This window comes from Mitsuokella apri (assembly GCF_047974105.1).
Taxonomy (GTDB): Bacteria; Bacillota; Negativicutes; order Selenomonadales; family Selenomonadaceae; genus Mitsuokella.
Genome location: NZ_JBHYRS010000001.1, coordinates 255553 through 271106 on the forward strand (window position 1 = coordinate 255553; position 15554 = coordinate 271106).

Annotated in this window: 9 protein-coding genes and 1 other annotated feature; all 9 genes read right to left on the bottom strand. The window is 55.5% G+C overall.

The window, feature by feature from the left end; translation table 11 throughout:
- Positions 1-51: 51 nt before the first annotated feature.
- Entirely contained in the window at positions 52-1467 is a 1416-nt protein-coding gene (locus tag ACE419_RS01270) for a GGDEF domain-containing protein (RefSeq protein WP_435720760.1), read from the bottom strand.
- A 178-nt stretch (positions 1468-1645) separates the two neighbouring features.
- Complete coding sequence (locus ACE419_RS01275) at positions 1646-3061, bottom strand: GGDEF domain-containing protein (RefSeq protein ID WP_435720761.1); 1416 nt, start codon at positions 3059-3061, stop codon at positions 1646-1648.
- Positions 3062-3372: 311 nt separating this feature from the next.
- Complete coding sequence (locus ACE419_RS01280) at positions 3373-4848, bottom strand: sodium:solute symporter family protein (protein WP_432646040.1); 1476 nt, start codon at positions 4846-4848, stop codon at positions 3373-3375.
- Between the two features lie 254 nt (positions 4849-5102).
- Positions 5103-5435 carry a hypothetical protein gene (locus ACE419_RS01285; RefSeq protein ID WP_435720762.1) on the bottom strand — a complete coding sequence of 111 codons (333 nt, stop codon included), beginning with the start codon at positions 5433-5435 and terminating at the stop codon, positions 5103-5105.
- A gap of 102 nt (positions 5436-5537) precedes the next feature.
- Complete coding sequence (gene uvrA, locus ACE419_RS01290) at positions 5538-8366, bottom strand: excinuclease ABC subunit UvrA (protein WP_435720763.1); 2829 nt, start codon at positions 8364-8366, stop codon at positions 5538-5540.
- Positions 8367-8390: 24 nt separating this feature from the next.
- Positions 8391-9572 carry a multidrug effflux MFS transporter gene (locus tag ACE419_RS01295; RefSeq protein WP_503128866.1) on the bottom strand — a complete coding sequence of 394 codons (1182 nt, stop codon included), beginning with the start codon at positions 9570-9572 and terminating at the stop codon, positions 8391-8393.
- 66 nt (positions 9573-9638) lie between these two features.
- On the bottom strand, positions 9639-11672 hold the full coding sequence (gene uvrB / locus ACE419_RS01300; RefSeq protein WP_435720764.1) for an excinuclease ABC subunit UvrB: 2034 nt from the start codon (positions 11670-11672) through the stop codon (positions 9639-9641).
- A 147-nt stretch (positions 11673-11819) separates the two neighbouring features.
- Complete coding sequence (gene leuS / locus ACE419_RS01305; protein ID WP_432646045.1) at positions 11820-14300, bottom strand: leucine--tRNA ligase; 2481 nt, start codon at positions 14298-14300, stop codon at positions 11820-11822.
- A 45-nt stretch (positions 14301-14345) separates the two neighbouring features.
- Positions 14346-14553: a binding site (T-box leader), on the bottom strand.
- A 46-nt stretch (positions 14554-14599) separates the two neighbouring features.
- The gene (locus ACE419_RS01310; RefSeq protein WP_432646046.1) at positions 14600-15541 is read right to left on the bottom strand and encodes a YitT family protein; all 942 of its coding nucleotides are present in this window, start codon (positions 15539-15541) and stop codon (positions 14600-14602) included.
- Between the last annotated feature and the right edge of the window lie 13 nt (positions 15542-15554).

A 15554-nucleotide genomic window follows, 5' to 3' on the forward strand; every position in this document is an offset into this window, starting at 1 on the left:
CTGAATCATGGCGTTATTTTTGTTAAATTAGAATAAACACTTGAAATCGGCTCAGGCTTCACTCGCCAAGTCCTTTAACGGGACATGATGAACACAGCGGCAGCCATCGCCTTTGCCGCAGCGGTTGTAGTATTCCACTTTGTCGTGATACATGCGGCGGTCGGTGATGCGCAGCGCTTCGTTGAGCGTCCTGCTGTCCGCGGTCCAGTCGCTGCCCACGGCGACAAAAATCTCCTTTTCCTGCTCCAGTTTTTCACGAAGGCGCTTAAAGCTGTTCACAAAATCGATTTTTTTGATGAGCGGCACGAGCACGACGAACTCGTCGCCGCCGGCGCGGTAGGTATTTTCCACGCCATAGCACTCCGTCAAAATGGCTGCGGCCCGCTGCAGGGCCCTGTCGCCGGCCTCATGGCCAAAGTTGTCGTTGATTTCCTTGAGGCCGTTGAGGTCCGCATAAACGACGCCGACGCTGCACGCGCTCTGCTGCACGGCATCCATTTTCTCGATCAGCGCGTTGCGGTTATGAAGACCGGTCAGGGAATCGTAGCGGCTCAGACGCTCGAGCTCCGCCATGAGACTGTGATTTGTGATTTTCGAAGCGATAAAATACGAGACCGTCTCCAAGATATCTGCGGTATTGATAAGGTCACTGACTTCGTAATTATCGGCCCCGAGATAGCCGATGCAGCTGCCATCGTGATAGAACGGCACGGCGATGAGCCTTTCTATGCCCTGCCGTTTTAAGATGTCATAGGCCGCAGGGTCATAGGCCTTGAACGCTTCGAGTTTCTCGATAAGCACGTAGGGTACATCCTTAAGCATTTTCTCCCAACCGCTGAGATATTCCCTGCAGTCGAGATTCTGCAGCGTGTCAATCTCCGGCGTGATGCCCTCTGCGCACCATTCAAACGTATTCGAGACCGTTTTGCCGTCCGTTTCGAGGATATAAAGTCTGTCGGGATGAATGACACGGCTGAGTTCCTGCAGCGCGTGATTCATCGAAGTCTCATAATCTTCTTCATTATTGAGGATTTTGGAAATGCTCAATATGGCCTTCTGCGAGGCATCGCGCTGCTCCATGTTCAGCTTATATGCACGGTCGGCATCGATATTCATAAAGGTATAGGACACATAGCCCGGACGAGACAGCGGCATAATCGTAAAATCAAGCCAGTGCTGAATTTCCGGCGCATAAACGCTGTCGCGGATGGGCCGCCCCGTCTTGATAGCCTGCCCGCAGTACGTCATCCAGCAGGGATCGGCCTCTTCAAATGAGGACATAAACATACTGCCGATGAGCTCCTGCTGGCTTTTCCCCGCCAGCTCGCAGTAAAGACGATTGACATAAACATACTGTGTATCCTTTACCGTCTCGCCGTCCTCGGCAAAAAACACCTTAAAAACGGCATAGGCCACCGGAACATCGTTATAAACATCAGGTGTCCAGCTGTTTTCCATCTTACTCATCCTATCTTATTCCGTCTTGCCAAAACAAAACAGACCATCTGCTCAGATACCGCAAAAAGCTTTGCTCATATCCGAAAGAGATAATCTGTTTCATTTTATTTCTCTGCTTTCATTATAACATAAAGAAAACATTTTGTTTGCTTATTTCTTTCCTTTTGTCTGGAAAGGGCAGCATAATTTACGCTTTATCCACCAGCCTGAGGGGCTGGGCGTGGCGTGCGGCGCGGTGGCCAGTGCCCTTGTCGCGCCGATTGTAATACTCGACTTTATCATGATACATACGGCAGTCGGTGACGCGCAGCGCTTCATTGAGCTTCGTGCTGTCGGCAATCCAGTGACCGCCGACGGCCACAGAGATCTCTTTTTCCTGCTGCAGTTTCTCCCGCAGACGGCTGAGGCTGCTTTGAAAATCGATTTTCGTGATGAGCGGCACTAAAACGACGAATTCATCGCCGCCGGCACGGTACGTATTTTCCACGCCATAGCACTCCGTCAAAATGGCGGCGGCCCGCTGCAGGGCCCTGTCACCGGCACCATGGCTAAAGTTGTCGTTGATTTCCTTGAGCCCGTTGAGGTCGGCATACACCACACCGACACTATAAGTGCACTGCTGCATGGCATCCATTTTTTCGGTCAGGGCATTGCGGTTATGCAGGCCGGTCAGAGAATCGTAGCGGCTCAGCCTCTCGAGCTCGGTCATGAGACTGTGATTCGTGATCTTGGAGGCGATAAAGTACGAAACCGTCTCCAAAATATCTGCCGTATTGATGAGGTCGCTCACTTCGTAATTATCCGCCCCGAGGTAGCCGATGAGCCTGCCATCGTGATAAAACGGCACGTCGAGAATCCGTTTGATGCCCTGCCGCTTCAGATTGTAATAATCAACGGGGTCATCCTCCTTGAGCGTCTCGATATCCTCGATGAGGACATTCGGCGAGTCCTTGAGGAATTTCTCCCAGCCGCCAATGTACTCCTCGTAGTCGAGATCCTGCAGCGTGTCAATCTCCGGCGTGATGCCTTCCGCACACCATTCAAACGTATTCGAGACCGTTTTGCCGTCTGTTTCGAGGATGTACAGCCTATCGGGATGAATGACACGACTGAGTTCCTGCAGCGCATGGTTCATCGAAGTCTCATACTCCTCATCATTATTAAGTATTTTCGAAATATTCAAGATAGCCTTCTGCGAGGCATCCCGCCGCTCCATGTTCATCTTATAGGCACGGTCCGCATCGATATTCATAAAGGTATACGCCACATAGCCAGGTTTCGCGAGCGGCATGACCGTAAAGTCCAGCCAATGCTGGATTTCCTGCGCATAAATGCTGTCGTGAACCGGCCGTCCTGTCTTAATGGCCTGTTCGCAGTACGTCAGCCAGTGCGGGTCCGCCTTATCGTAAGAGGACAGGAACAGGCTGCCAACGAGCTCTGCCTGACTCTTCCCTGCCATCTCGCAGTAAAGCCGGTTGGCATAAACATACTGCGTGTTCTTTACGGTCTCACCATCCTCTGCAAAAAGTACCTTATAAACGACATACGCCACTGGAATATCGTTGTAAACATCAGGTGTCCAGCTGTTTTCCATCTTACTCATCCTATCTTACCCGGTTTTGCAAAGACAAAACAAACCAGACTATCCCTCTCATCACCAAAAACTTCCCTCCTATTCCTTTCGCTTCTATTTGAAAAGAGATACTCCGCTTTATTTTTCTTATCTAATAGTATTATAGCACAATTAAAACATATTGTTTGCACAAATCTGTCCATCACCGGAATAATGTCCCCCCCTAATGGACTAAAACAGCAAAAGGCACGCTGCAGGGCTTTGCTGCAGCGTGTCTTTTCATGACTTGTCGCTTCTATTGATTTTGTTGATTTTGTTGATTTTGTTGATTTTTTGAAGATTTATTTGGCAGAGGTCTGTGCCGAATTCTGCCGATGGCGCAGATAGCTCGGCACAATCAGAAGAGCGCTGACCGCAAGGCCGAAGAACAATGGATTGCCGGCGGCGCCGAGGAAAACAACGGCGAGAGCAGCGGCTGTCGAAAGTGCCATCGAGAGCGTCGCACCGATATTTGTCACGGTATGCGGCGCAAAGATGGCAAAACTCAGCGGCAGGAAAATACCGCCGCTGCGCAGGGCCATGGAAAGGTAGTTCCAGAACAGGACCTGCGAGCCTTCGTTGGCAAAGGCAATGAAGGCCGCGAGGGCAATCACCGCGAGCACGATGGCCCGCGTGACGGCGAGTTCGGAGAAATGATACGGATGATTGACGGTCGGAATTTCCGTGATGTCGATTTCCTGCTGCTCGGGGTCATCGGCGAGCTTGTGAATTTTGCGGGCACGCAGCGTCACGCGGGCGCGGTGGAAAATATCGCGCGAAAGCATCGTGCCGATGCCGAGCGAGAGGCCGGCAATCGAGCCAATCAGAGACAGCATAATGCCGCCCATCGCAATGCCGCCGAGGAGCGACGGCTGCTCCGTCAAAAGGTAGACAGGCAGCGAGAGGATTGGCGTGACTTCCGGATGAGCTGCATGCATGTAGATGCCGACGAGGGCACACGGCAGTCCGACCGGCAGGCTGATGAGCGCGGCAAAAAAGGCGGCGACCGAGGCCGTGCGCGGGTTCGAAGCCGAAAAAATCGCCTGAATGTACGACTGCGTGCAGAGCATGCCGATAACGACGGACAGGAAATTTGCGAGGATATGGCCCGTATCGCCGTGCAGCAGGTTAAACGTGCCGTCCGGAATAGCCGCTGCTACTGCAGCATCCGCGAAAAGCGAATGTGCGGCCATGGCTCCGGCGATGGCCATGGTCACCCAGATGACAATCATCTTGAGGATGCCGCCGACACCGGCACTCTTCATGCCGCCGAAAAACGCATAGGCCGCGACCGCAAGAATCAAAAGGATCGTCGACGGAAAGAACGAAATGCCAAAAATCGCCGAAACGATGTAAATGGCCGGCAGGCAGCTCGCGACGGCGCTGAAGAGAATACCGATGGACGAGACGATGCTCGAGAACACGCCGCAGGTCAGGCCAAAATTCTGCGCGAGGAACTGCGGAATCGTCTCCAAGGCCGTTTTGCGCAGGGGTCTCGCATAAAAAAGTCCCATGATGATGAGGCCAACGCCCGAACCAATCGTGAACCACCAGGCCGAGAGCCCCGCCGTCGCCGCGAGCTGTGCCGTACCGACGGTGGCGCCGCCGCCCACGCACGTGCCCGCAATGCCGCCCGCGACGAGCGGCACACCGGCCGAGCGCCCGCCGACGCTGAAGCCCTTAGTCGAATGGACCGAACCTGCCGCGCGGATGCCAAAACCCAAGACCACGGCAATTGTCGCACAGATGACGACGAGCTGAAATAACGAAATCTCCATGAATTCCTCTCCCTCACGATAAAACTAAAAGAAAAACGCCCCGTGCTCCAAAAGAGGGGCGCATAACATACATCCAGCAGAAAAGACGTCAAAGGGGACTTGCCAACGCTCCGCGCAGCAGGCTGAAGCTGCGCTTATGGCAAGTCCCCTTTGACTCACGATTTGCGTACGACATTATGAAAATATCTTACGCTCGTCTATTTTTTTCGTCAACTATTTTAATTGATTTATCATGTCTTAGCAAAGCCAATGCCTCAGCCAAACCAAATCCAGAGCACACCGGCTACGGCGACGACTACGGCTGCGGTGTTGCGGTGATAGTAATCCGCGAGCCAGTTTGCATGGGTTGTATCGTAGAGCCAGCCGAGCACGCGCAGGGCGATGTAGTGAATGACACAGCCCACGATGTAGGCGAGGCCGACTTCGATGGCAACGGCGAGCATCGTGATGGAAAGTCCGACCATCGCAAAAATTCCCGTGAGGAACAGGCCGAGGATCACGGCAGCTGCGACGATGACAAAGAACGTGCCGCCGAGGGCGACGCCGACACCGGCAAAGGCCGTGAGGATTGCTTTTAATGCGTCCATGATTTTCCCTCCTATCGAAATAAACATCTCCTGAAACGAAATGGTATGAATCTGCCTTCATTATAGAGAGTATCCGCAAAGATGGCAAGAGTGCATTTTGCGTCAGCCATTTTTTTCTTCGAGCAGAGGTTTCAGGAATTTGCCCGTATACGAGGCCGGCACCTTGACGATATCTTCCGGCCTGCCTGCCGCGACAATCGTGCCGCCCTTGTCGCCGCCTTCGGGGCCGAGGTCGATGATGTAATCGGCCGTCTTGATGACGTCGAGATTGTGCTCGATGACGACGACCGTATCGCCGCCATCGACAAGGCGCTGCAGAATGTCGAGCAGTTTGTGGATATCCGCAGTGTGCAGGCCCGTCGTCGGCTCGTCGAGGATGTAGAGCGTCTTGCCCGTCGAGCGGCGCGAAAGTTCCGTCGCGAGCTTGACGCGCTGGGCCTCGCCGCCCGAAAGCGTCGTCGCCGGCTGGCCGAGCTTGATGTAGCCAAGGCCGACATCCTGAATAATTTTGAGCTTGCGCGCAATGCGCGGCACATTGGCAAAGAATTCCACGGCTTCATCAATCGTCATGTCGAGGACTTCTGAGATATTTTTGCCCTTATAGCGTACTTCGAGCGTCTCGCGGTTGTAGCGCGCGCCCTTGCAGACTTCACAGGGCACATAGACATCGGGCAGAAAATGCATCTCGATTTTTAAAATGCCGTCGCCCTTGCACGCCTCGCAGCGTCCGCCCTTGACGTTGAAGCTGAAGCGGCCTGCCTTATAACCGCGCATGCGCGCTTCGCTCGTCTGGCTGAAGAGCTCGCGGATGGCATCAAAAACGCCCGTGTACGTCGCCGGGTTGGAGCGCGGCGTGCGGCCAATCGGCTGCTGGTCGATGTCGATGATCTTGTCGATGTTCTCAAGACCTTTAATTTTCTTGTGTTTGCCCGGCTTGCCCTTCGCGTGGTAAAGACGCGAAGCGATGCCCTTGTAGAGAATCTCATTAATGAGCGTCGACTTGCCCGAGCCCGAGACGCCCGTGACGAGCGTTAAGGTGCCGAGCGGGAAACGCACGTTGATGTTCTTGAGATTATTTTCGGCCGCCCCGACGACCTCGAGGAATTTGCCATTGCCCGGACGGCGCTTAGAAGGCACCGGGATGAATTTGCGGCGCGAGAGATACGCACCCGTGATGGAATTGGGATTCTCTTTAATTTCTTCGGCCGTGCCCTCGGCGACGACCTGTCCGCCGTGCGCGCCGGCCCCCGGCCCGATGTCGATGATGTGGTCAGCCGCGTACATTGTATCTTCATCGTGCTCGACGACAATCAGCGTATTGCCGAGGTCGCGCAGATGCTTCAAGGTCGCGAGCAGGCGATTGTTGTCGCGCTGATGCAGGCCGATGCTCGGCTCATCGAGGACGTAGAGCACCCCCTGCAGCCCCGAACCGATCTGCGTCGCGAGGCGGATGCGCTGGGCCTCGCCGCCCGAGAGCGTCCCTGCCGAACGCGCGAGCGTCAGGTAGTCGAGTCCGACATTTAGGAGGAAATTCAGCCTTGCGTGGATTTCCTTTAAGATCTGCGCGGCAATTTTTGCCTCGCGCGGCGTCAGCGTCAGCTGCTCAAAAAATGCATCGGCCTGACGAATCGTCATGCGCGTGACCTCGTCGATATTTTTGCCGCCCACCGTGACCGCAAGCGTCTCGGGCTTGAGCCTTGCGCCGTGGCAGGCCTTGCACGGGATTTCCGTCATGTAGTTTTCGTACGACTCGCGCATCTCGTCGCTGTCCGTCTCCTGATAGCGGCGCGCGAGCAGCGGCAGCACGCCCTCAAACGGCACGAAGTATTCCTTGTCCTCGCCGAACATATTCGTATAGCGGAATTTGAAACGCTCCTCGCCCGAGCCGTGCAGGAGCACCTGCTGCGTCTTTTTGTCGAGCTCCCGCCACGGCGTCTCAAGTGTATAGCCGCGGTTTTCGAGTATGGCCTTCATCACGCACATCGCGTACGAATGGAGGTTCTTCGACAGCGGCGCAAAGACGCCTTCGCCGACGGAAAGCGCGGGGTCCGGCAGCACGAGCTCCTCGTCGAACTCCATATGGCTGCCGAGGCCCGTGCAGACGGGGCAGGCACCGTACGGATTATTGAACGAAAACATGCGCGGCGTGATTTCCGGCAGGCTGATGCCGCAGTCCACACAGGCGAAATTCTCACTGAACATCAAAAGCTCGCCCCCGACAATCTGGACATAGGCAACGCCGTCGCCGAGCTTCAGGGCCGTCTCCAAGGAATCTGCAAGGCGCGTCTCCATGCCCTCGCGCACGACGAGACGGTCGATGACGACTTCAATCGTGTGTTTTTTATTTTTTTCGAGCTGGATGTCCTCGCCGACGTCCATGACCTCGCCGTCGATGCGCACGCGTACATAACCTTCATGACGAATGTGCGCGAGAATCTTCTTATGCTCGCCCTTCTTGCCGCGCACGACCTGCGCCATAATCAGCAGTTTCGTGCGTTCCGGCAGTTCCTTGATTTGATCCATCATCTGGTCGACGGTCTGCTGCGTGATGGGTTTGCCGCATTTTGGGCAGTGCGGATGGCCGGCGCGCGCAAAGAGCAGGCGCAGATAATCGTAAATCTCCGTGACCGTGCCAACCGTCGAACGCGGATTGTGGCTCGTCGTCTTCTGGTCGATGGAGATGGCTGGCGAAAGGCCGTCAATCTGGTCGACATCGGGCTTGTCCATCTGCCCGAGGAACTGACGTGCATACGACGACAGTGACTCGACATAGCGGCGCTGTCCTTCGGCATAAATCGTATCAAAGGCCAAGGACGACTTGCCCGAGCCCGAAAGGCCCGTGATGACGACGAGCTTGTCGCGCGGGATATCGACATTGATATTTTTTAGGTTGTGGGCTCTGGCGCCCCGAATCTTAATGTATTTTTCCATACTAAAACCTTCTATAATATATACTCAAGCTTTTTGATGAATCATCGTGTAGTAAACGAGAATGCTCAACAGATAGCCGCTGAGCATCAAAATGCCCATGGGCAGCGGATTGCTGTCACCGGCAATGCCGACGAGCGGCATCATCGCACCGCCGAGAATCATCTGACTGAAGCCCAAGAGAGCACTGGCCGAGCCGGCATTTTTCCCCTGCCGCGAGAGCGCGAGCGAGAAACTCGCCGTGCCCATGACGGAAAGCGGCACAATCGTGACGAAGAGCACGGGCAGCGTGTACCAGATGGGCGCGCCGAAAGCGAAACCAGCGAGCAGCAGCGCGGAACCAACAAGCGGCAGAAACAGGGAGTACTCCAAGAGCTTCTCATCGGGCACGCGGCCGGCAAAACGGGCCGGCACCGTGCCCGCCAAAAAGAGGCCGACGCCGATGCCGCCAAAAATCAGGCTGTACATCTGCGCCGAAACATGGTAGACATTCTGAAATACAAAGGAGCTGCCGCCAATATAGGAAAAGAACGAACCAAAAAAGAACAGCTGCAGCAGGCAGTGGCCAATAAAATAACGGTCGCGCACGAGCTGCGGGAATTTGGCAAAGGACTGCCCGACGCTTTTAATGCGCTCGGCAGGTTTCAGTGTCTCGCGGTAAATCAGCGTCGAAACGAACTGCGCCACGCCAATGAGCACGAGCAGGGCAAAAATACCGCGCCAGCTCGTAAAGCGCAGGACCTGACCGCCGATGACCGGCGCTAAGATTGGCGCGAGGCCGTTGACGAGCATCAGGATGGCGAAAAAGCGCGTGAGTTCCGGCCCCTCTGCCACATCGCGCGCAATCGCCCGCGCGATGACGATGCCGCTTGCACCGCTGAAGCCCTGCAGGAAGCGGAACACGAGAAAGGAAGAAATATTCTCTGACAGATATGCCCCAAGGCTTGCCGCCGTAAACACGGCCATGCCGATAAGCAATGGCTTTCTGCGGCCGAACCGGTCGGAAAGCGGCCCCATGAAAATCTGGCCAAAGGCCATGCCGAGCATCGTCATGGTCAGAGTCAGCTGCGCGAGTGACGCCGAAATGCCAAAGGCCTCGACAAACTCCGGCAGAGCCGGCAGGTACATATCGGTCGAGAGCGGCGCCATCGCCGTCATGATGCCGAGGAACACGGTCAAAAATAATTTCTGTTTTGGACTCAAGGTCAAAAAAATCTTCCTTCCTATTATATAGTCTTCTTATATCGTCTTCTCACGCCTATCCCAAGGTATTTGTCACTTTTTCGCACCGGGCAGGCTGCCGTCGAGCTCGAGAATCATATCGCGAAGCTCGGCCGCCCGCTCAAATTCGAGGGCCCGCGACGCCTGCTGCATCTCACGTGTCAGCGTCTTGATGAGTTTTTCCTTATCCTTCTTCGTGAGTTTCTTTTTGCCTTTCTTGACCTCGTACTTGCCGCCGCTCTCCGCCACGAGCGTCGTTTCGATGAGCGGCTTGATGGGCTTGACGATGGTCTTCGGCACAATGCCATGGGCCTTGTTGTAGGCATCCTGTATCTCGCGGCGGCGGGCCGTCTCATCTATCGCGCGCTTCATCGAATCCGTGATGCGGTCCGCGTACATGATGACATGGCCGTTCGCGTTGCGCGCGGCGCGGCCGATAATCTGTATGAGAGAAGTATCACTGCGCAGGAACCCCTCTTTATCCGCATCGAGGATGGCGATGAGCGAGACCTCCGGCATATCGAGGCCCTCGCGCAGCAGATTGATGCCGACGAGCACGTCGAATTCGCCGGCGCGCAGGTCGTGGATGATTTCCGCACGCTCGATTGTTGCGATGTCCGAATGGAGATAGCGGACCTTGACACCGACTTCCGTGAAGTAGTCTGTGAGATTTTCCGCCATCTTCTTCGTCAGGGTCGTGACGAGCACGCGTTCATGGCGCTCAATGCGAAGTTTAATCTCCGCGAGCAGGTCATCAATCTGGCCTTCCAAAGGCCGCACTTCGATTTCCGGGTCGAGAAGGCCTGTCGGGCGAATAATCTGCTGGGCTACCTGCTGCGCATGCTCAAGCTCGTATTTGCCCGGCGTCGCCGAGACAAAGATAATCTGGTTGATGCGCGCGGCGAATTCTTCAAACGTCAGCGGACGGTTGTCAAAGGCCGATGGCAGGCGGAAGCCATTCTCGACGAGCGAGACTTTGCGGCTGCGGTCGCCCGCGTACATCGCGTGGAGCTGCGGCAGCGTCACGTGGCTCTCGTCCATGACAATGAGGAAATCCTCTGGGAAATAGTCGAGCAGCGTGTACGGCGCTTCGCCGGCTTTGCGGTGTGTCAGATGGCGCGAGTAGTTCTCGATGCCCGAGCAGTAGCCCATTTCCTGCATCATCTCGAGGTCGTAGCGCGTGCGCTGCTCGATGCGCTGTGCCTCCAGAAGCTTTCCTTCAGCCTTGAATTTCCGGACCTGCTCCTCCATTTCCGCTTCGATGTCCTTCATCGCAATCTTGAGGTCTTCCTCCTCCGTGACATAATGCGAAGCCGGGAAAATCATCGAATGCGTGCGCTCGCCGTAGACTTCGCCCGTCACGACATCGAATTCAACGATGCGGTCGACCTCATCGCCGAAGAGTTCGATGCGCACAGCGCGGTTGTTGTAGCCGGCCGGAAAGACCTCGATGACATCGCCGCGCACGCGGAACTGGCCGCGCTCGAACGCCACATCGTTGCGCTCATAGCGGATGGAGACGAGCTTGCGGAGTATCGCATCGCGGTCAACTTCCTGTCCCTTATGCAGCGAAAGCACCATCTCATGGTAGCTTTCCGGCGAGCCGAGACCGTAGATACACGAGACCGACGCGACGATGATGACATCGCGCCGTTCGAAAAGCGAGCACGTCGCGCTGTGGCGCAGTTCATCGATTTCATCGTTAATCGAAGCATCCTTCTCGATGTACGTATCCGTCGAAGCGATGTAGGCCTCCGGCTGATAAAAATCGTAATAGCTGACAAAGTAGCCGACGTAATTATGCGGGAAAAACGCCTTGAACTCGCTCGCGAGCTGCGCAGCGAGAGTCTTATTATGCGCGATGACGAGCGTCGGCTTCTGGACCTTCTCGATGACCTTCGCAATCGTATACGTCTTGCCCGTGCCCGTCGCACCTAAAAGCACCTGTGCCTGCTGCCCGTTTTTTACGCCTTGTGCCAGTTCTTCGATCGCCTGCGGCTGGTCGCCCATCGGCTCAAACGGCGCCACTACCTGAAAAGGCGTCTCCTTATCAAAATGCATTGTATTGAGTTTTGGCACCATCGCCATCGCGGTCCCTCCCGTAATCAAAAAATATTATCCATTGTCAAACGTAACTCCATTATATACGTCCGGACAAAAAAAATCCACCATCTGATAGAGAGAGTTCCCTTCCCTCTTTCAGATGGCGGATTTCGATATTACAGCTTAATCAACTCAGCCTTTGACGACGATATTGACGAGCTTCTTCGGCACGCAGATGACTTTGACAATCTGTTTGCCGGCCGTGAGTTCCTTCGTGCGCGGCAGGTCCATGGCGATGGCCTTCATGCCGTCGCGGTCCGTGTCCGCAGGAATCGTGATTTTGTCGCGGACTTTGCCGTTGATCTGCAGGACGATCTCGATCTCATCGAGCTTCGTCGCGGCTTCGTCATACGTCGGCCACTTCTGCTGATGAACGCTGCCCTGACCTGCAAACAGGCGGCTCCAGAGTTCTTCCGTGATATGCGGGGCGAACGGGGCGAGCAGCTTGATGAGGTTCTTGGCGACTTCACGCGCAAGGCCTGCGTTGATTTCTTTATCCTGGAAGCCATAGAAAGCATTGACGAGCTCCATGATGGACGAAACGGCCGTGTTGAACATGAAGCGGTCGCGCACATCTTCCGTGACTTTGCGGATCGTCACGTGCAGGATGCGGCGCAGGTCTTTCTCTTCCTTTGTGAGCTTCGTGACATCGTAATCATCCGCACCGTTCTTGATGTCCTCTTCGAAATGGCCGAGGATGCGCCATACGCGGTTCAGGAAGCGGTACGAGCCTTCAACGCCCTGGTCGCTCCACTCGAGGTCGCGGTCGACAGGTGCGGCGAACAGGATGAAGAGGCGGGCCGTATCGGCGCCGTACTTCGCGATGATTTCTTCCGGCGAGACGACATTGCCCTTCGACTTCGACATCTTCGAGCCGTCTTTGAGGACCATGCCCTGCGTCAGAAGGTTCGTGAACGGCTCATCGAAGTCGACGAGGCCGGCATCATGCAGAACCTTCGTGAAGAAGCGCGAGTACAAGAGATGCAGGATGGCATGTTCGATGCCGCCGATGTACTGGTCGACAGGAGCCCAGTAGTTGACTTTATCCTTCGCGAACGGCTCCTTGTCGTTGTGCGGGTCCGTATAGCGCAGGTAATACCACGAGGAGCAGATGAACGTATCCATCGTATCCGTCTCGCGCGTCGCGTCGGCGCCGCATTTCGGGCACTTGCAGTGCACGAAGCTCTCGCTCGACGCCAGCGGCGAAAGCGAGCCCTGCTCAAACGAGACATCTTCCGGCAGCATGACCGGCAGGTCTTTTTCCGGTACGAGCACCTCGCCGCAGTGCGGGCAGTTGATGACCGGAATCGGTGCACCCCAATAGCGCTGACGCGAAATCAGCCAGTCGCGCAGGCGGAAGTTGACGCGGCGCTTGCCAAAGCCCTCTTTTTCGGCCTTGTCCATGATGCCCTTCATGGCTTCCTTGATGTCCATGCCCGTGAATTCCGCGGAGTTGACGAGCACGCCGTCCTTGTCCGTATACGCTTCCGTCATTTCTTCGAGCTTGAGCTCATGGTCGCGCGGCTGCAGCGTGATGATTTTCGGGATGTTGTACTTCGTCGCAAACATCCAGTCACGCGAATCCTCGGACGGAACGCCGATGACCGCGCCCGTGCCGTAGTCGGCAAGAACGTAGTTCGTGACCCAGATCTGGACTTTATTGCCGTTGAACGGGTTGATGCAGTATGCACCCGTGAAGATACCCTCTTTTTCGGACTCGCTCGACGTGCGCTCAATCTCGCTCTGGTTTCGCGTGCGCTTGACGAAAGACTTGATTTCCTCAGCCTTCGGGTTGTTCTCGCAGATTTTGTCGACGAGCGGATGCTCGGCAGCGAGAGCGAGGAACGTGATGCCGTAGACCGTATCCGGACGCGTCGTGTAAGCCGCGATTTTCTCGCCGAGTTCCGGTGCCTCGAGGTTGAACTCAAGGCCTTCGCTGCGGCCAATCCAGTTGTCCTGCATCGTCTTGACGCGCTCCGGCCAGCCCTTGAGCTTGTCGAGGTCCTTCAGGAGCACATCGGCATAATCCGTAATCTTGAGGAACCACTGCGACAGGTCTTTCTTGTGGACCTCATGGTCGCAGCGCCAGCACTTGCCGTCGATGACCTGCTCGTTCGCGAGAACCGTGCCGCACGTATCGCACCAGTTGACCGATGCTTTTTTCTTGTAGGCGAGGCCGCGCTTGTAGAAGAGCTCAAAGAGCCACTGCGTCCATTTATAATAGGAAGGGTCGCACGTCTTGACTTCGCGGTCCCAGTCGTAGGAAAGGCCGAGCTTCTTCTGCTGCTTTTCCATGTTCTCGATGTTGCTGTACGTCCAGTCGGCCGGTTTTACGCCGTGCTTGATGGCCGCGTTCTCGGCCGGCATGCCGAAGGAGTCAAAGCCCATCGGATGCAGCACATTGAAGCCTTCCATCGTCTTGTAGCGCGCCATGACGTCGCCGATGGCGTAGTTGCGCACATGACCCATGTGCAGATTGCCCGATGGATACGGGAACATCTCGAGTGCATAATACTTCGGGCGGTTCGGGTCTGCTTCTGTCTTATAGACCTTGCCCTCTTCCCATTTTTTCTGCCATTTTGCCTCGATGTCCTGCGGCGAATATCTTTCCATGCTGTTTCCTCCTAAATAAAAAGTCCCCGGCCGTCATTTCTGACAGCCAGGGACGATGATTCGCGGTACCACCCTGCTTGATGCCTGAGCATCCTCTCGGAGCCTTAACGCGGCTGACGTCAGCTGTTTTGGCTTTAAGGCCTCCCCAGCAGCTCCTCAGCAGTGAGTTCAGCAAATTCTGCCGCCAGCTCTCACCTGCCGCTGGCTCTCTTGGGGCTCCTTTTGCCTACTGCTCTGCCTTCATCGGATTTACGCATTTACATATGACTTATTATAGCCGCGAAAATCCATATCGTCAACTATTTCTCTTTCGGTGCATGGCTGCTTTCAAAGGCCAGCTGCTTTTCGTGCGTCTGCTGCCACTTGCGGCGGGCATCCTCGTAGCTCTCGCAGTCAAGCGTAAAGCCCTTGCCCGAGACTTCCGACGTATCCGAGACAATCATGAAGGCCTGCGGGTCGTGATGATTGACGATGGTCTTGACGCGGCTGACCTGCGTGAGGCTCACGACGACGAACAGAATATTCTTCGGCTCCTCGGCAAAACCGCCGCGCCCGTCGATAAATGTCGCGCCGCGGTGGACATTCTCCATAATGTCGCTGCAGATGGCCCTGGCCTGCGGCGAGACGATGAAGATAGATTTCTCGCGGTTGAGGCCGGCTGCCACGCGGTTCGTGAGCTCCGCCGTGACATAAATCGAAACGATGCTGAACAGTGCGACCTCGATGCCAAAGAGGGCCACCGAGCCCATGATAATCAGGAAGTTCAGGATGAAAACGACCGTACCGACATCGACGGAATAATATTTCTTCGTGACGGCCGCGATGACATCGAGACCGCCCGTGTTGGCGTTCGCGCGAAAGACCATGCCGAAGCCGACGCCGGCGAGCACGCCGCCAAAAATCGAATTGAGCATGGGGTCCTGACAGATGCTCCAGCCGACGAGAAAATGCGTCGCATCGAGGATGACGGAAAGGGCCACTGTGCCAAAAATCGTGTCCGCGGCATAGAGCTTGCCAAAAACATGATAGGCAAGATAGAGAATCGGCAGATTGTAAACGAGGTTCTGCATGCCGACGGGCAGGTCCGTCAGGTAGTAAATGATGAGCGCAACGCCGCTGATGCCGCCCGTCAGGAGATGCGCCGGTATCAAAAAGAGGTTGAAGCCAAGACAGACGAGCAGGCAGCCCAGTGTAATCTGGAAATAACGCAGGGCATGCTTGCGCCAGATATTCTGATTCATAGAGACGCTCTCT